24 protein-coding genes are annotated in these 22,208 nt (G+C 67.8%); 19 read left to right on the forward strand and 5 right to left on the reverse strand.

Going from position 1 to position 22,208, the window contains the following annotated elements; translation table 11 throughout:
• The first annotated feature begins 123 nt into the window (after positions 1 to 123).
• Entirely contained in the window at positions 124 to 1,032 is a 909-nt protein-coding gene (locus BLU84_RS01035) for a DUF417 family protein (RefSeq protein WP_074861736.1), read from the forward strand.
• Here BLU84_RS01035 and BLU84_RS01040 read toward each other — a convergent pair.
• The gene (locus BLU84_RS01040) at positions 1,006 to 1,482 is read right to left on the reverse strand and encodes a GNAT family N-acetyltransferase (protein ID WP_074861738.1); all 477 of its coding nucleotides are present in this window, start codon (positions 1,480 to 1,482) and stop codon (positions 1,006 to 1,008) included. The genes BLU84_RS01035 and BLU84_RS01040 overlap by 27 nt on opposite strands.
• Positions 1,483 to 1,529: 47 nt before the next feature.
• Between BLU84_RS01040 and BLU84_RS28090 the strand changes: the two genes are divergently transcribed.
• Genes BLU84_RS28090 through BLU84_RS01050 form a run of 3 tightly spaced genes read left to right on the forward strand, consistent with a single transcriptional unit; the run spans position 1,530 to position 2,693 of the window.
• Positions 1,530 to 1,697, forward strand: a complete 168-nt coding sequence (locus BLU84_RS28090) for a DUF6053 domain-containing protein (RefSeq protein ID WP_425479313.1) — start codon at positions 1,530 to 1,532, stop codon at positions 1,695 to 1,697.
• A gap of 8 nt (positions 1,698 to 1,705) precedes the next feature.
• On the forward strand, positions 1,706 to 2,470 hold the full coding sequence (gene ubiE / locus BLU84_RS01045; RefSeq protein WP_074861739.1) for a bifunctional demethylmenaquinone methyltransferase/2-methoxy-6-polyprenyl-1,4-benzoquinol methylase UbiE: 765 nt from the start codon (positions 1,706 to 1,708) through the stop codon (positions 2,468 to 2,470).
• Between the two features lie 22 nt (positions 2,471 to 2,492).
• Positions 2,493 to 2,693: a hypothetical protein gene (locus BLU84_RS01050; protein WP_074861741.1), complete on the forward strand. Its 201-nt coding sequence runs from the start codon at positions 2,493 to 2,495 to the stop codon at positions 2,691 to 2,693.
• Between the two features lie 495 nt (positions 2,694 to 3,188).
• On the opposite strand, the gene BLU84_RS01055 is transcribed toward BLU84_RS01050, so the two are convergent.
• Complete coding sequence (locus tag BLU84_RS01055) at positions 3,189 to 3,932, reverse strand: SDR family NAD(P)-dependent oxidoreductase (RefSeq protein WP_074861744.1); 744 nt, start codon at positions 3,930 to 3,932, stop codon at positions 3,189 to 3,191.
• Positions 3,933 to 4,327: 395 nt separating this feature from the next.
• Here BLU84_RS01055 and BLU84_RS01060 point away from each other — a divergent pair, with 395 nt between their 5' ends.
• From BLU84_RS01060 to BLU84_RS01080, 5 genes are all read left to right on the forward strand, one after another.
• Positions 4,328 to 6,292, forward strand: a complete 1,965-nt coding sequence (locus BLU84_RS01060; protein ID WP_074861745.1) for a M1 family metallopeptidase — start codon at positions 4,328 to 4,330, stop codon at positions 6,290 to 6,292.
• 19 nt (positions 6,293 to 6,311) lie between these two features.
• Positions 6,312 to 7,292: an alpha/beta fold hydrolase gene (locus BLU84_RS01065; RefSeq protein ID WP_074861746.1), complete on the forward strand. Its 981-nt coding sequence runs from the start codon at positions 6,312 to 6,314 to the stop codon at positions 7,290 to 7,292.
• Complete coding sequence (locus tag BLU84_RS01070) at positions 7,289 to 8,020, forward strand: hypothetical protein (RefSeq protein WP_074861748.1); 732 nt, start codon at positions 7,289 to 7,291, stop codon at positions 8,018 to 8,020. Before BLU84_RS01065 ends, BLU84_RS01070 begins: the two co-directional genes overlap by 4 nt.
• Before the next feature lie 84 nt (positions 8,021 to 8,104).
• Positions 8,105 to 8,782 carry a hypothetical protein gene (locus tag BLU84_RS01075; RefSeq protein ID WP_074861752.1) on the forward strand — a complete coding sequence of 226 codons (678 nt, stop codon included), beginning with the start codon at positions 8,105 to 8,107 and terminating at the stop codon, positions 8,780 to 8,782.
• Positions 8,783 to 8,810: 28 nt separating this feature from the next.
• Complete coding sequence (locus BLU84_RS01080; protein ID WP_083382226.1) at positions 8,811 to 9,548, forward strand: GH25 family lysozyme; 738 nt, start codon at positions 8,811 to 8,813, stop codon at positions 9,546 to 9,548.
• Between the two features lie 141 nt (positions 9,549 to 9,689).
• Here BLU84_RS01080 and BLU84_RS01085 read toward each other — a convergent pair whose 3' ends face one another.
• Positions 9,690 to 10,739 (reverse strand): alpha/beta hydrolase family protein, encoded by a 1,050-nt coding sequence (locus tag BLU84_RS01085; RefSeq protein WP_074861759.1) that lies wholly within the window; start codon positions 10,737 to 10,739, stop codon positions 9,690 to 9,692.
• Between the two features lie 288 nt (positions 10,740 to 11,027).
• The gene (locus tag BLU84_RS01090) at positions 11,028 to 11,960 is read right to left on the reverse strand and encodes a carbohydrate kinase family protein (protein ID WP_074861762.1); all 933 of its coding nucleotides are present in this window, start codon (positions 11,958 to 11,960) and stop codon (positions 11,028 to 11,030) included.
• A gap of 541 nt (positions 11,961 to 12,501) precedes the next feature.
• Here BLU84_RS01090 and BLU84_RS01095 point away from each other — a divergent pair.
• The 7 genes from BLU84_RS01095 to BLU84_RS01125 all read left to right on the forward strand — a co-directional run bounded on the left by BLU84_RS01095 (position 12,502) and on the right by BLU84_RS01125 (position 19,810).
• Entirely contained in the window at positions 12,502 to 13,548 is a 1,047-nt protein-coding gene (locus BLU84_RS01095; protein WP_057949112.1) for a rod shape-determining protein, read from the forward strand.
• A gap of 185 nt (positions 13,549 to 13,733) precedes the next feature.
• Positions 13,734 to 14,948: a rod shape-determining protein MreC gene (mreC, locus tag BLU84_RS01100; protein WP_074861765.1), complete on the forward strand. Its 1,215-nt coding sequence runs from the start codon at positions 13,734 to 13,736 to the stop codon at positions 14,946 to 14,948.
• Positions 14,945 to 15,430 (forward strand): rod shape-determining protein MreD, encoded by a 486-nt coding sequence (mreD, locus tag BLU84_RS01105; RefSeq protein ID WP_074861769.1) that lies wholly within the window; start codon positions 14,945 to 14,947, stop codon positions 15,428 to 15,430. The genes mreC and mreD overlap by 4 nt, the downstream gene beginning before the upstream one ends.
• 1 nt (position 15,431) lies before the next feature.
• The gene (mrdA, locus tag BLU84_RS01110; RefSeq protein ID WP_074861772.1) at positions 15,432 to 17,693 is read left to right on the forward strand and encodes a penicillin-binding protein 2; all 2,262 of its coding nucleotides are present in this window, start codon (positions 15,432 to 15,434) and stop codon (positions 17,691 to 17,693) included.
• The gene (rodA, locus tag BLU84_RS01115) at positions 17,690 to 18,805 is read left to right on the forward strand and encodes a rod shape-determining protein RodA (RefSeq protein ID WP_074861775.1); all 1,116 of its coding nucleotides are present in this window, start codon (positions 17,690 to 17,692) and stop codon (positions 18,803 to 18,805) included. Before mrdA ends, rodA begins: the two co-directional genes overlap by 4 nt.
• A gap of 28 nt (positions 18,806 to 18,833) precedes the next feature.
• The gene (locus BLU84_RS01120) at positions 18,834 to 19,262 is read left to right on the forward strand and encodes a hypothetical protein (RefSeq protein ID WP_170849064.1); all 429 of its coding nucleotides are present in this window, start codon (positions 18,834 to 18,836) and stop codon (positions 19,260 to 19,262) included.
• A gap of 116 nt (positions 19,263 to 19,378) precedes the next feature.
• Positions 19,379 to 19,810, forward strand: a complete 432-nt coding sequence (locus tag BLU84_RS01125) for a hypothetical protein (protein WP_074861780.1) — start codon at positions 19,379 to 19,381, stop codon at positions 19,808 to 19,810.
• Between the two features lie 108 nt (positions 19,811 to 19,918).
• On the opposite strand, the gene BLU84_RS26025 is transcribed toward BLU84_RS01125, so the two are convergent.
• Complete coding sequence (locus BLU84_RS26025) at positions 19,919 to 20,296, reverse strand: hypothetical protein (RefSeq protein WP_139174521.1); 378 nt, start codon at positions 20,294 to 20,296, stop codon at positions 19,919 to 19,921.
• A gap of 212 nt (positions 20,297 to 20,508) precedes the next feature.
• Between BLU84_RS26025 and BLU84_RS01130 the strand changes: the two genes are divergently transcribed.
• From BLU84_RS01130 to BLU84_RS01135, 3 genes are all read left to right on the forward strand, one after another.
• A complete protein-coding gene (locus tag BLU84_RS01130; protein ID WP_074861783.1) occupies positions 20,509 to 20,754 on the forward strand; it encodes a helix-turn-helix domain-containing protein in 246 nt (81 codons plus the stop codon).
• Between the two features lie 213 nt (positions 20,755 to 20,967).
• Positions 20,968 to 21,891 carry an ATP-binding protein gene (locus BLU84_RS26030; RefSeq protein WP_139174523.1) on the forward strand — a complete coding sequence of 308 codons (924 nt, stop codon included), beginning with the start codon at positions 20,968 to 20,970 and terminating at the stop codon, positions 21,889 to 21,891.
• 2 nt (positions 21,892 to 21,893) lie between these two features.
• Positions 21,894 to 22,208: an STAS-like domain-containing protein gene (locus BLU84_RS01135; protein ID WP_074861786.1), complete on the forward strand. Its 315-nt coding sequence runs from the start codon at positions 21,894 to 21,896 to the stop codon at positions 22,206 to 22,208.

Raw genomic sequence — 22,208 nt, forward strand, 5'->3', positions numbered from 1 at the left:
GCCGTGCAGTCTGGCGCGCCGGCGCGCCCGGGTCGAGGGGCGGCGCCACTCCCGGCGCGAACCCTTTCGCGCCGCGGCGGCCTCTTATCACCGTAGGCGCCGATGCGCGCGGATGTTGGAGCGATGAAGATGCACTGTGCGATGGAGCGCGCGCCGGCGGCGCGCGTGTGGGCGGTTTCGGTGCGCGCGCTGGGGCTGGCGATGCTGTGGTTCGGCGCGATGCGCGCCTTTCCTTTCGAAGCGGCGGCCTTGGCCAAGACCCTGACCGGCGCGGGCCTGCCGGCGCTGGCCGCGCAGGCGCACTGGCTGAGCCCGGCGCTGGGCGTGCTGGAAGGCGCGATCGGCGCGGTCCTGCTGATCGCGCCCGCGGGCCGCTGGCGCCGCGACGCGGCGTTCGCGGCGATGCTGTTCTGGGCCGCCGGCCTGCTCGGCCTGCTGAGCCCGGCGGCGTGGATCCACGAGCCGCCCTACGGCGGATTCCCGGTGATCGGCTCGGGCCAGACCCTGCTCAAGCACCTGGGCATCGCCGGCCTGGCCCTGGGCGTGTTCGCGCACGAACGCGGCTGCGCGCGCGGGCGCCAGCGCGCGCTGTGGACGCTGTGGGCGGGCCAGTTGCTGGTGCTGGTGTGGATCGGGCTGATGAAGTTCACCGCGGTCGAGGCCGAGGGCGTGGCCGGGCTGATGCGCAGCAGCCCGCTGTTTTCCTGGCTGTACGGGCCGCTGGGCGTGCAGGGCGCGTCGGATCTGATCGGCCTGATCGAACTGTTCACCGCGGCGCTGATCGCGGCGTGGCCGTGGCGTTGGCAGGTGGCGCGCTGGGGGCTGCTCGCGGCCGTCTTCACCTACGTGTTGACCAACACGTTCCTGCTGAGCCTGCCGGGCTGGCAGCCCGGTTACGGCTTCCCCTTCGTCGGCGGCACCGGCCAGTTCCTGCTCAAGGACGGCTTGCTGCTGCTCGGCGCGGTGGCGCTGCTGCGCGCCGGTGCGGCCGATCGCCGCAGCGGCTCAGGCCGCGCCGCGGCCGCGGCGTAGCAGGTCGATGTGCGGGATGCCGTCTTCGACGTAAGGCTCGGACGAGGGCTCGAAACCATAGCGGCCGTAATAGGTCTGCAAATGCGATTGCGCGCCGATCTGGATGTCGGCGCCGGGCCAGCGGCGCTGGATCTCGATCAGCGCCGCTTCCAGCAGCGGCCCGCCCAGGCGCTGGCCGCGGAACTCCGCCGCGGTCAGCACCCGGCCGAAGCTGACTTGGGGATAGCTCAACCCAGGCGGCAGGATGCGCAGGTAGGCCGCGAGGCGGCCGTCGGCGGCGCGGCCCATCAGGTGCACCGCCTCGGGGTGGCGGTCCTTGTCGTCGGGGTCGAGGTAGACGCAGTTCTGCTCGATCACGAACACCTGCGAGCGCAGGCGCAGCAGCTCGTAGAGCTCGTCCAGGCTCAGGTCGGCGTAACGCTTGGCTTGCCAGCTCACGGTCGCGGTCATCCCTGCATCATGCCAAAGCGCGGGCGCTATGGAGCGGGGCCGGGCTAATCCTTTCGGGGGACTTTGTAGGAGGGCCTTCAGGCCCGATGCCCTTGGCTCAGGTTGCGGCGATCCGAGCCAAGGGCATCGGGCCTGAAGGCCCTCCCACAAGAGCGGAGCCGGGCCTGAAAGCCCTCCCAGCCAGGCAAAGCCCGGGCCCGGTTGGCATGCGATAATCGCGGCCATGAACGAATCCAAGCCCCGCAGCGACGACACCACCCACTTCGGCTTCCGCGACGTGCCGCGCGAGCAAAAGCGCAAGCTGGTGGGCGAAGTGTTCTCCTCGGTCGCCGGCAACTACGACCTGATGAACGACCTGATGAGCCTGGGCATCCATCGGGTCTGGAAGCGTTACTTCACCGCCACCGCCCAGGTCCGCCGCGGCGACCGCGTGCTCGACCTGGCCGGCGGCACCGGCGACATCGCCGCGCTCCTGCGCGACCGGGTCGGCGACAGCGGCAGCATCGTGCTGGGCGACATCAACTACGACATGCTGAAAGTCGGCCGCGATCGCATGACCGACCGCGGCCGCGTGTCCGGTTTCGAGTACGTGCAATGCAACGCCGAGTCGCTGCCGTTCCCCGACGCCAGCTTCGACCTGGTCACCATCGCCTTCGGCCTGCGCAACGTCACCGACAAGGACGCCGCGCTGCGCGAGATGCTGCGCGTGCTCAAGGTCGGCGGCCAGGCGCGGGTGCTGGAGTTCTCGGAAGTGAAGGCCGAGTGGTTCAAGCCGATCTACGACTTCCACTCCTTCAACGTGCTGCCGAAGCTGGGCCGTTTGTTCGCCGGCGACAGCGACAGCTACCGGTATCTGGCCGAGAGCATCCGCAAGCATCCGCCGCAGGACGAGCTCAAGCGGATGATGGCCGAGGCCGGGTTCGCGCGGGTCGACTACAAGAACCTGTCGGCGGGGATTTGCGCGGTGCATACCGGCTACAAGGCCTGAGCGGTTCCGCGTCGTGCGACGGATGTGCGCGCGATGCGAGGAGCGGCCGGTCGATGAAGGCTCGTCGCTGGGGCTGCTGGCGTTGCTGACCTTTCCCCTGCTCGGCCTCTTGCCGGGCGCGCGGTATTGCAAGGATTGCGGCGGCGGCAACGCGGCGTTGGCGGTCGGCGTGCTGGTGGCGGCGGCCGCGATCGGTTTCGTGTTGTTGGTGGTGTTTTGGTAGCGGGCCGCCGGTCGCCGGGCTTATCGAGGCAGCGCGCTGAAGTCTCTGGATCCCCGCGTTCGCGGGGATGACGTTCTGTAAGAGACGCGGTTAAGCGTCAACCAACGCAACCCACCTGCCGTCATGCCCGCGAAGGCGGGCATCCAGGGCTTTACCGCGGCACGACTCTGAAGTCTCTGGATCCCCGCGTTCGCGGGGATGACGTTCTGCAAGAGACGCGGCTAAGCGTCAACCAACGCAACCCACCTACCGTCATTCCCGCGAAAGCGGGAATCCAGGGCTTTACCGCGACATGACTCTGAGGTCTCTGGATCCCCCGCGTTCGCGGGGATGACGCACTGGCAGAGGCGCCGCGAAACTCACCTACCGTCATTCCCGCGAAGGCGGGAATCCAGGGCTTTATCGCGACACGACTCTGAAGTCTCTGGATCCCCGCCTTCGCGGGTATGACGGCTGGAGGGTGGCGCCGCACAAGCCCAGCGACGGTCTCGAACCTCAGGCCGAGAACCCGCCATCCACCGAAATCTGCGTACCGGTGATGAACGCGCCGCCCGGGCCGGCCAGATGAGCCACGGTCGCGGCGATGTCGTCGGCGGTGCCGAACGCGCCCAGCGGCAAACCTGCGCGCTGGTGGTCGGCGCCTTCGCCGTCGGCGGGGTTCATGTCGGTGTCGATCGGGCCCGGCTGCACCGTGTTGACGGTGATGCCGCGCTTGCCCAGGTCCTGCGCCAGGCCCTTGCTCAAGCCGACCACCGCGGCCTTGCTCAGCGAGTACAGCGCCATGCCCGGCGCGCCGACGCGCTCGCCCAGGCAGCTGCCGATGGTGATGATGCGGCCGCCGCGCGGCAGGTGCTTGGACGCCGCCTGCGCGGCCACGAACGGCGCGCGCACGTGGATCGCCATGACCCGCTCGTAGTTCTCCAGCGTCTCGTCCTCGAACGGCCCGTAGGCGAAGACGCCGGCGTTGTTGACCAGGATGTCGAGCCGGCCCAGCTCGGCGACGGTGCGCTCGACCGAGGCGGTCACCGCCTGCGCGTCGGCGGCGTCGGCGGCGATGGCGATGGCGCGGCGGCCGCCTGCGCGGATCTGAGCGGCGAGCTCCTCGGCGCGCTGGGCCGAGCTGACGTAGGTGATGGCCACGTCGGCGCCGTCGGCGGCGAGGCGGCGGGCGATGGCGGCGCCGATGCCGCGGCTGGCGCCGGTGACGAGGGCGACTTTGCCTGCGAGGGGTAGGGTCATGTCTAAAGTTCCGAATGATGGAAGAACGGGACAAGACTAGCCGGGCCGTGGAGCCTCCGCCACCCCGCGCCGCCGGGACGCTGCGTGCCGCCGGAGCGAACTCACGGCGCCGTCCGGCGTCGGCTGCAGGCTCTGGGTCGACGGGCAGCCGCGCCCCCACCTCGCCGCACACGAGCGAGATCGCGGCGCCCGCTAGCGAGCCGCCGTTCCCCAGGGACGGCCGCCCGTCCCCCGCGACACGCCCCGCCGAGCCCGCCCGCACACGCCAGCCGCCGCCTAAGACCTCGCCCCAAACCCCGCCGCCCCCACCGCGTCGACTGCCAAGATGCACAAGCCCCGCCGCTGGACGAGACGCTACACTCGGCCTTTCATCCCATTGTGTGGTTGGTCCATCGATGCGCACCTCGATCCTCACCGTCTGTCTCGTCGCGGCCCTCACCGCCGCCGCCGGCTGCTCGCGCGACGCCGCGCCCGCCGCCGACTCCGCCAAGCCCGCCGCGACCCCGGAGGCCAAAGTGAGCGACACCGCCGTTGCCGCGGCCGACCGCGACGAACATTCCTATGCCCAGCCCGACCTGGTGCGCATCGACGACCTGGCCCTGGAGCTCAAGGTCGACTTCGCCGCCAAGACCCTGTCCGGCAGCGCTACCTACACCCTCGACTGGACCGATCCCAAGGCCGTGCAGCTGGTGCTCGACACCCGCGAGCTGAAGATCGAGCAGGTGTTCGGCGAAGCCGCCGACGGCAAGTGGCAGGAACTCAAGTTCGCCCTCGCCGACGCCGACAAGACCCTCGGCAGCAAGCTCACCATCGAGGCGCCGCAGCGCAACAAGCGCATCCGCGTCGCCTATGCGACCTCGCCGAACGCCTCCGGCCTGCAATGGCTGGAGCCGTCGATGACCGAGGGCAAGAAACTGCCCTTCATGTTCAGCCAGTCGCAGCAGATCCACGCGCGTTCGTGGGTGCCGCTGCAGGACACGCCGAGCGTGCGCTTCACCTACACCGCGCACGTGACCGGGCCGAAGGACGCGATGGTGCTGATGAGCGCCGACAACGACCCGAAGGCGGCGCGCGACGGCGACTACAGCTTCAAGATGCCGCAGAAGATCCCGTCCTACCTGCTCGCCATCGCCGCCGGCGACCTGGTGTTCCAGCCGATCTCCAACCGCAGCGGCGTGTGGGCCGAACCGGCGATGGTCAAGAAGGCCGCGACCGAGTTCGCCGACACCGAAAAGATGACGGAGACCACCGAGAAGCTCTACGGTCCCTATCGCTGGGAGCGTTACGACATCCTGGTGCTGCCGCCGTCGTTCCCGTACGGCGGCATGGAGAACCCGCGCCTGACCTTCGCCACCCCGACCGTGATCGTCGGCGACAAGTCGCTGGTGTCGCTGGTCGCGCACGAGCTGGCGCACAGCTGGTCGGGCAACCTGGTCACCTTCAGCAGCAGCAAGGACGGCTGGCTCAACGAAGGCTTCACCAGCTACGTCGAGAACCGCATCGTCGAGGCGCTGTACGGCAAGGAGCGCGCCGACATGGAGAACGTGATCGGCCGCAACGAGCTGGCCGCCGAGTTCAAGACCATCGATCCCAAGCTGCAGGCGCTGGCGCTCAAGCCGGGCACGCTGAAGGACCCGGACGACGCCTCCAGCGCCACCGTCTACACCAAGGGCGCGTGGTTCCTGCAGTTCCTGGAACAGCGCTACGGCCGCGACGTGTTCGACCCGTTCCTGCGCGGCTACTTCGACCACTTCGCGTTCCAGTCGATCCCGACCGAGAAGTTCGTCGAATACGCCAAGGCCAACCTGCTGGCCAAGCATCCGGGCAAGGTCAGCGAGGCCGAGCTGGACGAGTGGATCTACGGCCCGGGCATCCCGAAGTCGGCGCCGGCGACGGTGTCGCCGCGCTTCGACGCGGTCGACGCCGCCCGCAAGGCCTGGGTCGACGGCGGCAAGCTGCCCGACGCGGCGGCGACCGCGAAGTGGAGCACCCAGGAGTGGGTGCACTTCGTCGAAGGCATGCCGGAAAAACTCAGCGTCGACCAACTCAAGGCGCTGGACGCGGCCTACAAGTTCACCGGCACGCCCAACGGCGAGATCGCCCAGCGCTGGTATCCGCTGGCGGTGCGCAGCGGCTACCACGCGGCGGATGCCGCGATCGCCGCGTTCCTGCAAAAGATCGGCCGCCGCAAGTTGATCATGCCGACCTACGAGGAACTGGTGAAAACCCCCGAAGGCCTGAAGCTGGCCGAGGACACCTTCGCCAAGGCCAAGCCGGGCTATCACCCGATCACCACCGGTTCGGTCGAGGCGGCCATCGCCAAGGCCAAGGCGGCGCCGGCCGCGCCGGCGGGGCAGTAACAGCCGGACGCGCGAACGCATGAGCAAGCGTCGCGCCCTGTTCAAGACGGCCGCCCTCGGGGCGGCCGTCTTGCTGTGCGCGCTGGCGGTCTGGCTGTGGCCCGATCCCTACCGCGCGGTGCTGGCCGACTACGCGCGCCAGCGCTGGCTCGCCGGCCTGACCCGCAGCGCGGCCAAGATCGACGACCACCGCTGGGTCTACGCCTACAACGACGAAGCGCCGGCCGGCGCGCCGACGGTGGTGATGATCCACGGCTTCACCGGCAGCAAGGAGAACTGGTATCCGCTGGCGCAGCGCCTGCGCGGCCGTTATCGATTGTTCGTGCCGGACTTGCCCGGCTGGGGCGAAAGCGAGCGCAAGGCCGGCGGCGATTACGGCTTCCTCGCCCAGAGCGCGCGCGTGGCGCGTTTCATCGAACAGGTGGCGCGCAAGCCCGGCAGCGAGGTGGTGCTGCTCGGCCATTCGATGGGCGGCGGCATCGTGGCGTTGACCGCCGCGCGGCATCCGCAAGACGTCGACCGCATGGGCCTGTTCGACGCCGCCGGCGTGCGCTTCAACGACAACGCCTTCGGGCTGGCGGTGCTGCGCGGCAAGAATCCGTTCGCCGTGGACGATGCCGCTTCGCTGCAGCGTTACATCGACATCGTGTTCTACGACGATGCGGCCAAGCCGATCATCCCGTGGCCGGCCAGCCGCTTCTACATCGACAAGCGCCGCCGCGACGCCGGGTTCGAGCAGTCCGTGCTCGACAAGATCGGCCGCAGCGACGAGCGCTTCCTGCCGGGCATCGAGGCCGCCGGCATCCGCCAGCCGTCCTTGCTGCTATGGTGCGCGCAGGACGTGGTGATCGATCCCAGCGCCCTGGATTTGTATGCCGCGCGCCTGCCGCAGGCGCAGCGCGTGTTGTTGCGCGGCTGCGGCCATATGTCGATCGTCGAACGCCCGCAACAAGCCGCCGACGCGGTGAACCGACTGATAACCGAGGCACGCCCGCGATGAACGTCTGCCATGCCACCGCCCTGCTCGCCGCCGCGCTGATCCTGGCCGGCTGCGAGAAGCCCGATCCGAAGATCGCCGAGGCCGCTCAGGCCGCGCAGAAAGAGCAGGCCGCCGCCGCCGAAGCCAAGAACTTCGACGCCGCCTACGCCGAGCAGAAATGGGACATGGCCGCGGCCTACGGCGAAATGGTGACTTCCAAGTACGCCGGCACGCCGACCGCCGAGCGCATCCGCGCGCAGTACGAAGAAGCGCAGGGCAAAGCCAAGGCTGCGCGCGAGCAGCGCCGGGTCGAGTCGCTGTGGTCGTACATGAGCACGCCGGTCAAGCTCGCCAAGGGCAAGGACGGCATCCAGTTGTCGGCTTCGATCTACGCAAAAGCCAACGTGGAAACCGACGGTGGCACGCCGCGCCCGGTGCAGTTGATCTTCCGCGACCATCCCGATTGGGGCCGCAGCAGCTACCTCGTGCTGCAGACCGGCGACTTCAATTGTTACGGCGGCTGCAAGCTCAAGGTGACGGTGGACGGCAAGACCAAGACCATGGCCGGCAGCCGGCCCAAGACCGACGAAGCCATCGCCATGTTCGTCGAGGACGAGCGTGCGCTGTGGAAGTTGGTCGGCGGTGCGAAAGCGCTGAGCATCGAGTTCCCGGTCAAGGCCGGCGGCACCCGCACCGCGAGCTTCGAGGTCGGCGGGTTGAAGCCGGAGAAGATGCCCGGGTGGAAGTAAGGCGAGGTGGCCGTTTCATGGCGGTGGCCGCGGACTGAGCGAACGCCGGGCCGTGCAGGAGCGAGGATGCAGGACGGAGGACGAATGGATTCGCGAAGCGGCTGGAGCACGATCGCGGCGGTGCTGGCGATGTTGATGTCGGCATGCACGAGTTTTTCCGCGTGCGCAGCGGCGGACGCGCCGCCCGCGCCCGCTGCCGCGCCTGCAAGCGGCCAGGCGAGCCAGGCCGCGCCGGGCGCACCGTGGCCGGGCAGCGTGCGCGCGCAGGCGCTGGCGGCGCTGCAGCGCGCGCAGACGCTGACGCTGTACTCGCTGCAGCCCACGCCGAAGCAAGGCACGCCGGAAGCGTGGGACCTGTGGTCGCTGGACGAGCGCGGGCAACGCATGGAGGAGTTCATCCGTCAGACCCAGCGCGAATGGTGCCGCGGCCACGACTGCATCGACAGCAATCGCGTGCTCGGCAGCGTCGAGGTCGGCGCGGCGGATCGCCCGCTGGTGTTCAAGGCGGCGCGCGAGGCGTTGGCGAACGTGCCCAGCTACGGTTTCATCTGCGAGCCGATCTATCGTCACGCGGTCGCCTTCGCCGACGGCGGGCATCGTTACCAGCTGCTGCTGTCCCACCGATGCGACCAGATCAAGATCCTGGTCGACGGCAAAGGCCGCGGCGGCAACGAACAAACCACCGAGATGAAGGATATGGCCGCGATCGACGCCGTCCTGACCCGCGCCGCAGTGGCGCTGGACCCGACCGTGTACCCCTGAGCGGCGCGCACGGCATGGGCGGGCGAAGATGACGTACAAGCGCACGCGCCGGCGTTGGCGCCGCATCGCGATGGGCACTTTCGTGATCGCCGCGACGGTGCTCGCTGCCGGCATCGCCGCGCGGGCGTGGTTCCTGCATTGGCAACCCGACCGCGAACGCTACCCGTTGCGCGGCATCGACGTTTCGCATCACCAGGCCGCGATCGACTGGAACGCGGTCGCGCGCGACGACGTCGTCTTCGCCTACCTCAAGGCCAGCGAAGGCGGCGACCACCGCGACCGCCGTTACGGCGAAAACGCCGCGGGCGCGCGCGCAGCCGGCGTGGCGGCCGGCGCGTACCACTTCTTCACCTTCTGCCGCGGCGGCGCCGAGCAGGCGGCGAACTTCCTCGCCGCCGCGCCGGCCAGCGCCGACGCGCTGCCGCCGGCGCTGGACCTGGAGTTCGGCGGCAATTGCGGCCGCCGCCCGGACGCGGCGGCGATGCGCGCCGAACTCGACGCGTTCCTGGCGCCGGTGGAAGCGGCCTATGCGAAGCCGGCGCTGCTGTACGTCACGCCCGAATTCTTCGACGCCTACCGCGACGCGCTGCCGCCCCGGCCGCTGTGGCGGCGTTCGATCCTGCACACGCCGGATTCGCGCGCGGCGTGGACCTTGTGGCAATACCACAACCGCGCGCGCGTCGCCGGCATCGACGGGCCGGTGGATCTCAACGTGTTCGATGGTGACGCCGCGGCGTTCGCGCGCTGGCGCGGCGCTATACGCTGACCGCGCGGCTGCGCGATCTGCCTGTAGGAGCGACGCGAGTCGCGACCGCGAATCCGCAACTGCGGCGAAAGCTCCGGCGCGATCGGTTGCCCCGCAGTCGCGACTCGCGTCGCTCCTACAGGTAGATCGCCCAGCTTGCGATCACAACTCGTTTTTCACCTGGCCCGCGCTCTGCGCCGGCGCAATCGCCTTCGCCTTGAACTGCGCATCGAAGAACTTCACCGCCGCCGCATTGATGTCGCGATGCGCCGCCGCGCGATCCACGCCCGGTGCGTCGGTGCAGATCGCCGGCACTTCCTTGGCGAAAGCGGCACTGCACGGCGGCAGGAACACGTAATGCCCGGCGCCGGGCACTTCGGCGAAACCGGCCAGGTTCGGAATCAGGCCTCGGATGCGCAGGCCGTTGTCGGCCGGCGCCAGCACCTGGTCCTTCTGCGCGATGTACAGGAACACCGGGCGCTGCATCGCGCGGAAGCTGTCGGCGTCGAACAGGATGCTGAAAGGCGCCATCGCGAAGCCGGCGCGCACGCGCGCATCGACGGTCGGCGGCGGCGTGTCGAAGGTACGCATCTTCGCCGGCAGCGGCCGGTCGCACAGTTCGGGCAGGCCGGGATGCTGCGCGCAGTACTTCGGGAACAGATCGAAATCGGGCTGGGCGCCGAGCAGCAACAAGGTGGTGTAGCCGCCGGCGGAGAAGCCCGCCGCGCCGATGCGCTCGGCGTCGACATGCACGCCGATGCGCGGGTCGGCCAGCAGCGCGTCGATCACCGCGCTGGCCTGCCAGGCGCGGCCGAGCAGGGCACGGTCGGTGCCGGCGCCGCTGGCGTCGTCGTAGCTGTCGCCGGTGTGCTGCGGCGCGGCGACGATGTAGCCGTGCCGCGCCAGCTCCGCGGCGAGGTCGTGATGGCCGTACATGCTGCCCAGGTGGCCGTGCGAGAGCACGATCAGCGGGAACTTGCCGTCCGCCGGCGCAGCGTCGCGCTGGGCTTGCACGGTGTAGGGCCCGATGTCGGCGGACGCGTCGGCCTTGGCCTCGCGGCTGGGATAGAAGATCGCCGCCGGGACTTTTGTGCCGGTGACCGGCTCGCGGGTGTCCAGCGTGCCCAGGCCGACGCCGTCGGCGTGCGCGGCGCAGGCGGCGAGCAGGGTGGCGAGCAGCAGCGGCAGGCGGAGCGGGGCGCAGCGCGGCATGGGCGGATCCTGGCGGGAGGTCGCGCCGATTCTACGGCGGGCGCTGCGCTGCTCCATGAGCCGCGACAGGGCCGCGATTTCCCCCTGTAGGAGCGGCGCAAGCCGCGACCGCGCAACGGCAGGTCGCGGCGCAAACTGCGATTCGCGGGTGGCAGGGGCTTGCGTCGTAGTCGCGGTGGCGCGGTCGCGGCTTGCGCCGCTCCTACAGGTAGGCCATGAGGTAGGCCGTGCAGAAACGAAAATCCCGGCCGGAGCCGGGATTTCGCGAGTGCGACGATGGCGCTGCGCTTACAGCGCGTAACCGAACTGCTGACGGAACTGCTCGGCGAATTCGGCGTAATCGAAGCGCTGGTTCTGGGTGCCCGGGTGCTCGACCTTCAGCGCGCCCATCAGGTTGCCCATGCGGCCGATGGTCAGCCAGTCGTAGCCCTTCTCGATGCCGAAGATCAGGCCGGCGCGGAAGGCGTCGCCGCAGCCGGTGGGATCGGTCACCCGGCGTTCGTAGGCCGGCGGAATGGTGTAGGTCTCTTCGGGCGTGTGGATGATCGCGCCGCGCGGGCCCAGGGTGGTGATGTAGGCCTTCACCCGCGACACGATCTGCTTCTCGTCCCAGCCGGTGCGGGTCTGCAGCAGGTTGGATTCGTAGTCGTTGACCACGACGTAATCGGCCTGCTCGATGAACGCGCGCAGCTCTTCGCCGTTGAACAGCGGCATCGCCTGGCCCGGATCGAAGATGAAGGGAATGCCGAGTTCGGCGAATTCCTTCGAGTTCTGCAGCATGCCGTCGCGGCCGTCCGGCGCGACGATGCCGAAGCTCACGCCGGCCACGTCGCGCACATGGTTGCTGTGCGAGTTCGACATCGCGCCCGGGTGGAAGGCGGTGATCTGGTTGTTGTCCAGGTCGGTGGTGATGAAGCACTGCGGGGTGAACTGGTCTTCGAACACGCGCACGCAGTCCAGGCGGATGCCGCAGGCTTCCAGGTGCGTGCGGTACGGGCCGAAGTCCTGGCCGACGGTGGCCATCGGCAACGGATCGCCGCCGAGCAGCTTGAGGTTGTAGGCGATGTTGCCGGCGCAGCCGCCGAATTCGCGGCGCATGCGCGGCACCAGGAACGACACATTCAAGATGTGGACCTTGTCCGGCAGGATGTGGTTCTTGAACTGGTCCGGAAACACCATGATGGTGTCGTAGGCCAGCGAGCCGCAGATCAGCGCAGACATGTAGGTTCACCCCGAAGATTGTTTTTGGACGCGTCGTCGTCGCGGAATCCAGTCCGCGAATGCAAGAACGGGCGGTTTGTGGCCGCCCGGCGGCGGTAGGGTAGCCGCTGGACGCGCGCGCGGCCAGTTTTTTGCGCCGCCGCGCCCGCTTCGGCCGCGCGCCGGCGCCGATCCGCGCCGGATCCGGCCCGGGTCAGGTCCGGCGACGGGCCGGGTTCGCGCCGGTTCGCGACCCGATTCGGCCCGCGAACCGCTCCCGCGCCGCCGTGGACCCGGCTCCGGGTCGCCCCTCCGCCGGCTTCGCGACCGGCCTTGCCGCGCCGGCCGGGCCGCCCCCGGCGACCCCGGCGCCGACCTCGCTCCGGGATCGCCGCCCGGGGTCCGGACCTAGGGTTATCCCCAGGGTCCCGGCCCCCTCCCGGGCAGCCTTGGCTGAATAGCCGGCGTCGCCCGAAACCGTTGATTTTCCTTGCTCGCAGGGGGGGCGGTTGCTAGGCTAACGGCCCCGCTCCGCCCCCATTTTTGACGGCCCAATCCCCCGATGTTCAAGAAGTTTCGCGGCATGTTCTCCAACGACCTGTCCATCGACCTGGGCACGGCGAATACCCTCATTTATGTGCGCGGCCAGGGCATCGTCCTGAACGAACCGTCCGTGGTCGCCGTGCGCCAGGACCGGATGATCGGCGGCAACCGCACCGTCGCGGCGGTCGGCGGCGAGGCCAAGCAGATGCTCGGCCGTACCCCGGGCCACATCACCACGATCCGGCCGATGAAGGACGGCGTCATCGCCGACTTCACCTACACCGAGGAAATGCTCAAGCATTTCATCCGCAAGGTGCACAAGTCGCGCTTCCTGCGCCCGAGCCCGCGCGTGCTGGTGTGCGTGCCCTGCGGCTCGACCCAGGTCGAGCGCCGCGCGATCAAGGAATCGGCCGAAGAGGCCGGCGCGCGCGAGGTCTACCTGATCGAAGAACCGATGGCCGCGGCGATCGGCGCCGGCATGCCGGTGACCGAGGCGCGCGGCTCGATGGTCGTGGACGTCGGCGGCGGCACCACCGAGGTCGCGGTGATCGCGCTCAACGGCATCGTCTACTCGGCCTCGGTCCGCATCGGCGGCGACCGCTTCGACGAATCCATCATCAACTACGTGCGCCGCACCTACGGCACCCTGATCGGCGAAGCCACCGCCGAGCGCATCAAGCTTGAGATCGGCTGCGCCTACCCGCAGGAACGCGCCAGCACCGTGGAAATCTCCGGCCGCAACCTCGCCGAGGGCGTGCCGAAGATGGTCACCATCAATTCCAACGAAGTGCTCGAAGCCCTGCGCGAGCCGCTGTCGGGCATCGTCTCGGCGATCAAGCTGGCGCTGGAGCAGACCCCGCCGGAACTGTGCGCCGACGTCGCCGAGCGCGGCATCGTGCTGACCGGCGGCGGCGCGCTGCTGCGCGACCTGGACCGCCTGATCAGCGAGGAAACCGGCCTGCACGTGCAGGTGGCCGACGACCCGCTGACCTGCGTCGCCCGCGGCGGCGGCCGCGCGCTGGAGCTGGTGGACATGCACGGCAACGAGTTCTTCGCGCCGGAGTGATCCGGCCATCGCTGCAAACGCGCGGCGCCTGCGGACTGCGTTTCCCCCGATGCCGTGCGCTCATGCGTCCGCCGCGCGGCGCAGCGAGTAAGATCCAAACCGAGCGTCATCGTCACGCGCGCAGCGAACTTTCGCTGCGTTCGCGTTTCTACTCCACCTGATTCCGACAGCGACCCTCCGGCCCGATGCCCCCTTACGCCGGCCCACCCACCGCAGCCCGCAGCGGCGAAGTCGCCGATACGTTGCGCCTGATGGCTTATCTGGCGCTGGCCCTGGTGCTGATCGTGCTCGACCACCGCGGCGGCTGGCTCAGCCAGGCGCGCAAGCAGGCCGCGACCATCGTCGCGCCGCTGTGGGCCGTGGCCGGCTGGCCCGGCCGGCTGGTCGAACGCGTCAGCGACGACGCCGGCACCCTGAGCCAGCTCACCGAAGAGAACCGCCGCCTGCGCAACGAAGCGCTGCTCAACCAGGCGCGCATGGCCCGGCTGCAATCGGTGGCCGCCGACAACCTGCGCCTGCGCGGGCTGCTGGAAGCGGCCGAGCGCGGCAATCTCGACGTGGTGCTGGCGCCGATCCTCGACATCGACCTGGACCCCTCGCGCCAGCGCCTGATCCTCGACGCCGGCAGCCGCGAGCGCGTGCGCGTCGGCCAGAGCGTGATCGACGCCGGCGGCCTGCTCGGCCAGATCACCGGCATCACCCCGCTGCACGCCAGCGTGCTGCTGATCACCGACCCCTCGCACGCGGTGCCGGTCGCGGTCGCCCGCAACGGCGTGCGCCTGGTGGCCTACGGCGAAGGCCGCAGCGACCGCCTCACCCTGCGCAGCGTGCCGCTGTCCAGCGACGTGCGCGTCGGCGACGTGCTGGTCACCTCGGGCCTCGGCGGGCGCTTCCCGCCGGGCTTCCCGGTCGGCACCATCGCCGCGCTCAAACCCGACGACAGCCGCGCGTTCCTGGTCGGCGAAGTGAAGCCGGCCGCACAGCTCGACCGCGGCCGCGAAGTGCTGGTGCTGCTGTCGCTGCCGCCGCCGCCGGTGGACGCGGGCGGTTTCGACACCCAGCCGGCGATGCCGGAGACCGCGTCGGCGTCCTCGCCGGCGGCCCAGGCCGCGGCCGAGCAGGCCGCCGCGCAGCGCCTGAGCGAGCTCAAGCAGCGCAAGCCCAGGGCGCGCAGCGCGACCGCGCCGGAAGAGCTCAAGTCCGAGATCGAACCGGCGCCGCCGGCCGACAATGCGGCCGGTGCGAGCGCACGTTCGAACGCCGGTGCCAACGCCAACGCCGGCGCCGCCGCCGGCAACCGCAACAACGCCGCACCCGCCGCGCGCGCGTCCGCGACGCCCGCACGCACCCAACCGGCGCCGAGCCGGCAAGCGCCGACCCCACAGGAGCCGCAGCGATGACCCGCGCCCGCCACCACTGGGTGCTGCCGGTCAGCCTCGTCGCCGCGCTGGCGCTGAGCCTGCTGCCGATGCCGCAACTGCTGGCGCCGCTGCGCCCGTACTGGCTCGGCCTGGTGCTGGCCTACTGGGTGATCGAAGACCCCGACCGGGTCGGCCTGGGCTTCGCCTTCATCGTCGGCCTGTGCGGCGACCTGGTGTCCGACGGCCTGCTCGGCGAACAGGCGCTGCGGCTGGTGGTGATGGCCTTCATCCTGCAGCGCTTCCGCGCGCGATTGCGCTTCTTTCCGCTGTCGCAGCAGGCGCTCGCCGTCGGCGGGCTGATGCTCAACGACCGCATCGTCACCGCCGCCGTGCACATGGTGCTGCGCGAGCCCTCGCTGCCGTCGGCGTACTGGTTCGCGCCGCTGACCGGCATGGCGCTGTGGCCGGTGATCTTCCTGCTGCTCGACGCGCTGCGTCTGGGCACCTGGCGCAGGCGCTGACATGGGACCGCGCCGCCGCCGCCTGCTCAACCGCCGCCCGCGCGTGCTCAAGAACACCGCGGCCGAGGCCGACCAGTTCCGCCTGCGCGCCGCGGTCGCGTTCTTCTTCGTCCTGATCGGCGTGGTCGGCCTGGGCTTCTGGTACTTCCGCCTGCAGGTCTGGCAGCACGACGACTACGCGATGCGTTCGGAGCAGAACCGGGTCAAGCTGCGCCCGGTGGTGCCCGGCCGCGGGCTGATCTACGACCGCCGCGGCCGCATCCTGGCCGACAACGTCCCCGCGTTCCGCATCGAAGTCACCCCGTCGGAAGCCGGCGACAGCGACAAATGGCTGCCGCAGCTGGCGCGGGTGATCGCGCTGACGCCCGAGGACATCTCGCGCTTCGAAGCCGAGCGCAAGGCCACCCGCGGCTTCAAGCCGATCGTGCTGAAGATGCGGGTCAGCGACGAGGAAGTCTCGGCGTTCGCGGTCGACCGCTGGCGGTTCCCCGGCGTGGAGCTGGTGTCCTACCTCAACCGCCGCTATCCCTACGGCGAATTGTTCGCGCACGTGATCGGCTACGTCGGCCGCATCGACACCAAGGACCAGGAGTCGCTCGGCGTCAACGCCGGCGTGCTCACCCACATCGGCAAGACCGGGCTGGAGCGTTCCTACGAACAACAATTGCGCGGCCAGGTCGGTTACGAGCAGATCGAAACCAATGTCGACGGCCGCCCGATCCGCCAGGTCGGCCACGTCCCGGCCAAGCCCGGCGCCGACCTGCGCCTGAGCATCGACCTCGACCTGCAACGCGCCATGGTCACCGCCTTCGGCGAGATGGACGGCTCGGCGGTGGCGGTGGATCCGCGCACCGGCGAAGTGCTGGGCATGGTCAGCCTGCCCAGCTACGACAGCAACATGTTCGTCAACGGCATCTCCAGCGCCAACTACAAGGCGCTCAACGACGATCCCTCGCGCCCGCAGTTCAACCGCAACGTGCTCGGCGGCGGCCCGCCGGGTTCGACCATGAAGCCGTTCATGGCGCTGGCCGGCCTCGACAGCGGTTTCCGCCGCGCGGAAGACAAGACCCTGTCCACCGGCGAATTCCACATTCCCGGCCAGAAGCGTGGTTACCGCGACTCGCACGGCGGCGGCCACGGCTGGGTGGACCTGCGCGAATCCATCGCCCAGTCGGTCAACACCTACTACTACAAGCTCGCGCTGGACATGGGCATCGACCGGGTCGATCAGTACATGATCCGCTACGGCTTCGGCCAGAAGACCGGCATCGACCTGCTCGGCGAGAACATCGGCATCCTGCCGTCGCCGGCGTGGAAGGCCAAGCGCAACAAGAAGGAAGGCTGGTACCCGGGCGAAACCGTCATCGCCGGCATCGGCCAGGGTTATTGGGTGGTGACCGCGCTTCAGCTCGCGCGCGGCACTGCCGCGATCGCCAACAACGGCACCTTGCGCCAGCTGCACCTGGTGCGCGAGATCCGCACCGGCTACGAATCGCCGTGGCTGCCGAAGGAGCTCAACGAGCCCACCCGCATCACCGACAACCCCGCGCACTTGCAGGCCGTGCACGAGGGCATGGAATCGACCATCCACGGCGGCCGCGGCACCGCGCGGGTGATGGCGCGCGGCGCGCCCTACCGCATGGCCGGCAAGACCGGCACCGCGCAGAAGGTCAGCCGCAAGGGCAACGTCAGCCTCAACCCGCATTCGCTGCCGTACCACCTGCGCCATCAGGCGCTGTTCGTCGGCTACGCGCCGGCCGACAACCCGACCATCGCGGTCGCGGTGGTGGTCGAACACGGCGGCTACGGCGGCAGCACCGCCGCGCCGATCGCGCGCAAGATCTTCGACGCCTGGCTGCTGGGCAAGATGCCCGAGCCGGAGCCCGGCAAGGACGGCAAGGACGCCAAGCGCGGCCCGCCGATCGCGCCGCTGGCGATGGCGCCGGGTTCGGCGCCGACCGTTTCGCCCGGCCAGAGCGTCGGCGAAGGCGCCGCGGTGCCGGCCGAGCATCAAGTCGTGGCGGTGCCGGTCAACGGCGCCTGGGCCAAGGCGGTGGCGCAGGCCAACGCGCGCGTCGCCACCCAGCCCGGCCACGTGCCGCAGGCCGAGGCCGGCAACCAATCCGGCCTGCGCCCGAATCTGCCCGGCTACGTGCCGCCGCCCGAGCAGGGCGCGCCCGCGCGCAACGACGACGCGCTGATCGAACCCGACCTCGACCCCCAGGACGACGATGTGAGCCCGACCGTGGAGCCGCAGCGGTGAGAGTGATCCTGCGCTACCTGTGGGACCTGGGCCTGCGCTTCACCCGCACCCTGGACCTGATGATGCTGGCCGCGCTGCTCGCGCTGATGGTCATCGGCCTGGCCGTGCTGTACAGCGCCGGCGAACATTCCACCCGCATGGTCTTCGCCCAGGGCTCGCGCTTCGCCGTGGGCCTGGCCGCGATGTGGGGCCTGTCGCGCATGTCGATCACCCAGTTGCGCAACTGGACGCCGGTGATCTACGCGGTGTCGATGATCCCGCTGCTGGCGGTGCTGGTGATCGGCACCGGTAAGCACGGCCGCCACTGGATCGACCTGAAAGTCTTCTACTTCCAGCCCGCCGAGCTGTTGAAACTGAGCCTGCCGATGATGGTGGCCTGGTTCCTCAACCGCCAGCAGCTGCCGCCCAAGTTCCTCACCGTGCTGATCGCCGGCGTGCTGATCGGCGCGCCGACCGTGCTGATCCTGCTGCAGCCCGACTTCGGCACCGCGATGCTGGTCGGCATCAGCGGCGCGTTCGCGCTGTACCTGGCCGGCCTGTCGTGGTGGTGGTTCGTCGCCGCCTTCGGCGCCGTCGCCGCGATCGCCCCGGCGGCGTGGTTCTTCCTGCTGCGGCAATACCAGAAAGACCGCATCCTGACGTTCTTGAACCCCGAAACCGACCCGCTGGGCACCGGCTGGAACATCATCCAGTCCAAGATCGCCATCGGCGCCGGCGGCATGACCGGCAAGGGCTGGCTGCAAGGCTCGCAGTCGCACCTGAACTACCTGCCCGAACACACCACCGACTTCATCTTCGCGGTGTTGAGCGAGGAGTTCGGCTGGGTCGGCGTCATCACCGTGTTGTCGCTGTACCTGTTCGTCGTCGGCCGCTGCCTGTGGATCGCGGCCGGCGCGCGCGACGGCTACTCGCGATTGATCGCGGGTGCGCTGGGGTTGGCGTTCTTCGTCTACGTGATCGTCAACGGCGGCATGATTTCCGGCCTGCTGCCGGTGGTGGGCGTGCCGATGCCGTTGCTGAGCTATGGCGGCACCTCGGCCGTCTCGCTGCTCGCGGGCCTGGGCGTAGTCATGGCCGTACGCGCCCACAAACCCGTGCACGGCGGCCGCTGACCGGCGAGCGATTTTTCAGGGAGCAATCGTGGCTTACGTCATGGCGGTGCACGCGGAGAAACGCGACCAGCAAGGTCGCTATTGCTCCCTGGGCGAAACCGAACTGCTGTCCGACACCGGAACTCCATCATGGTTCGCCTTCTTCGCCGGGGTAAGGAACGAACACAACCTCGAACCGATCGCGCCGATGCGCGAGCTGCCGGACGACGTCTCCGAACAGGTTCGCCTCGCCTATGAAGGCTTGGCCGAGTGCGGCGACATCGTTGCGATGTCGTGGCTGAGCATCGACGAACTGCTCGGCTTCGACTACGACGCGCCGCTGCGTTTCCAAGGAAGTGGCCCCGGCCCCCGGCTCAAAGCCGATACCTACCGCGCCCTGTTCGGCGACCAGATCTTCGACGAAGCGAACCAGCTCAAGGCGCTGGGCGCGGATCGCATCGTGTACTGGATTCACTGACGCCGCTTCAATCTCGGCGCGAGCGCCGATTCCCCCTGTAGGAGCGGCGCAAGCCGCGACCGCGACACCGCACCAACGACGCAACCCCCAACCCCGCCCACCGCAAGGAGCAACCGATGGGCTGCGACATCCACGTCCACCTCGAACGCCGCGACGAACGCGGCCGCTTCGTCGAAATCCCGCAGGTGCCCGACGAGTACCCGCTGGGCGTGCGCAGCTACAGCCGCTTCGCCTTCCTGGCCGGCGTGCGCAACTGGGCCAACATCATCCCGCTCAGCTCCCCGCGCGGCCTGCCTCACGACGTCAGCGCCACCGTGCGCGAGCAATCCGACGAATGGGACGTCGACGGACACTCCCACTCCTGGCTGACCCTCCACGAACTGCTGAACTTCGACTACGACCAGCCGCTGCTGTTCCGCGAGGGAGGCCGCGACCCCCGCTGCACCGAAGCCACTTATCGCGAGCTGCTCGACGACGAGTTCCTGACGGAAGTGCGCGACCTGCAGGCATCCGGCGTCGCGCGCGTGGTGTTCTGGTTCGACAACTGACCTGTCGCGTGGCCTCGGTTTCTCCCTGTAGGAGCGGCGCAAGCCGCGACCGCGAACCATGGCGGCCAGCGCACGCTGAATCCGAGCGAGACACGCATGGCTTTCGTCTCAACTGCGTGCCGCGTTCTTGCGGTTCGCGCGTCGTGGCCTCAATTCCTCGCGCGGCGCCGTAGCTGGCGCTGTGCTTCGTGTGGCGTCGCCCGCCAGTTGCTGCGCCAACTCGGGATGTTCCCTGCAGAAACGCGCGTTCGCCGCCAATTCGCTCCACTGCTGGGCTGAAGCCAGCTCGTCGTCCGCTCTTTCGATCAGACGACGTTGATGCTCTGGAGATAGGGGATGTTCAAGCGACTCCAGCACGACATCGAGCAGGTCACGTGCCTCGCTAATAGCACGGCAATGGAGGCTCAGAGCCTTGGTTTGTAGGTAGTCGAGTACGGTCGCGTCGAGGTGTCCAAGACTGACTTGGGTGGGTTGGGGGCGGTTCAATAGCTCCAGCACTAAAGAGGCTGTGTGGGATGAGGCTGTAGCGTAAGACATAGCTGCTGTTCTCCATGTTTGCGGAGCGCTTGACGTCGCGCGTTAGCCGCCTCTGAGGCCCCTTGCGCGGCAGTCGCGTCGATGCAGTTATATCTGTTTTTCTGATATCTAAAAAGTAGATATAGCGTCTTGGTGGTCCGACATTTTTGGGGCCACAAGAAATGCCTAAGAAATCAGTCCACCAAGATGAGCATGCCGTTCTGGTCGAACTGCTCAGAGAGATGCGTCAGGCATCGGGTATCACACAGGTGGCTCTCGCTGAAGCTCTGGGGCGATCGCAATCCCACATTAGCGACATCGAAAGTGGCACACGTCGATTGGATTTGATCCAGCTCCGTGACTACTGCGCTGCCTGTGGAGACCAACTGATTGCATTCGTGAAGCGCTTTGAGGCGCGACTTCACTAGGGCGGCCGAAGACTGACGGCTGCGAGAGGATCCAGATGGTCTCGTTGTCAGCGATGGGCTCGTATAACATGTGTTCATAAATGGGGCGGCGTTATACGTCGAGAACATATGGATCATGCAAAGATTCGGCAATGGAAGCTGCTCAAGCTGGCGAAAGCTAGGGAGCGGCGGCGGCTAGCGAGATTGCATCAATTGAGGCGCTTGGCTGAGGACATGCCAGAGATTGCCGCAGATGATGTCCGTATCCGGGGGCCCCAGAAGTTCGCCCTTGAAGCTCCGTGGCATGACGATCTAGTGCGATTTTTGACGGAACTTCGCTCCGCAGCTGCCGCTCAAAAGAGAGCCGTTCTGGATTTCCGGCCTACAACTCAATGCGTAGCTGGCGGAACATTATTGTTTTTTTCCGAACTCCAACGTCTCAAGGTTATCTATCCAACGATACGGCTCTACTGCATCCCATCGAAGGAGGATTCAGTTAATCAAGCGCTGCAACACTTGCGGATATTTGAGTTGTGCGGATTCACGAGCCATGTAGTTCCCAGGCGTCCTGACATCGTTTGCTGGAAGATGGCTCAAGGATCGGAAATTGATGGTGATAAGGTTGGTGGGCTTATAGATCGTTTTTCATTGTCGCCGGATGTTGGAAGTCACTTCTTTCGCGGTGCAAGCGAAGCCATGATCAATGCAGTTGAACATGCCTACGTAGAGGATCGAGAAGATGGATTGCCGCCCCCCTCTCAGAGCAATTGGTGGATGTTTTGCCGCGAAACCGAGGAATCTTTTTTTGTTGCTGTTTGCGATCTTGGGATTGGAATTCCGAGGTCGTTGCCTAAGAAATATGCAGACGAATACATTTCTGGAGCTATGGCTGCGCTAAGCGGCGGTTATTACCGAACTGACTCAAGAATGATCCAGGCGGCAATGGAACTTGCTCGAACCAGAACAGAGCGTGACGGACGCGGCATTGGTTTATTTGATCTGAAGAGAATTATCGATGAAGTTGAAGGTGGAACTCTGCATCTGTTCAGCAATCGCGGCGTCGTTACTTATAGGAATGGTGGGTTCACGAGAAAGAACTTTAGACGTTCAATAAAGGGCACTGTAGTTGTCTGGACTATACCCCTCAAGGCGAAATAGCTATGGGCACTAAGATAATTGATATCGGGAAAGAATTTAGCCGGTACCCGGTGGGTCGGTATAAAAATCAAGGGAAACACAACGGAGAGATTTTCCGGGAGGACTGGCTGCGGCCAGCTCTGACTAGCAATGAGCTGGTTGAGATTTTATTTGATAGCGCTCTTGGATATGGATCTTCTTTCCTGGAAGAGGTTTTTGGCGGAATGATTAGAAGTGGGGTAAAAAAAACAGATCTGCTGGCGAGGGTCAAGCTCATTACAAAGGATGAATCATTAAAAAAAGAGATTCAATTTTATATTGAACAGGCGGCCTCGTGA

The organism is Lysobacter enzymogenes, from assembly GCF_900106525.1.
GTDB classification, from domain to species: domain Bacteria; phylum Pseudomonadota; class Gammaproteobacteria; order Xanthomonadales; family Xanthomonadaceae; genus Lysobacter; species Lysobacter enzymogenes.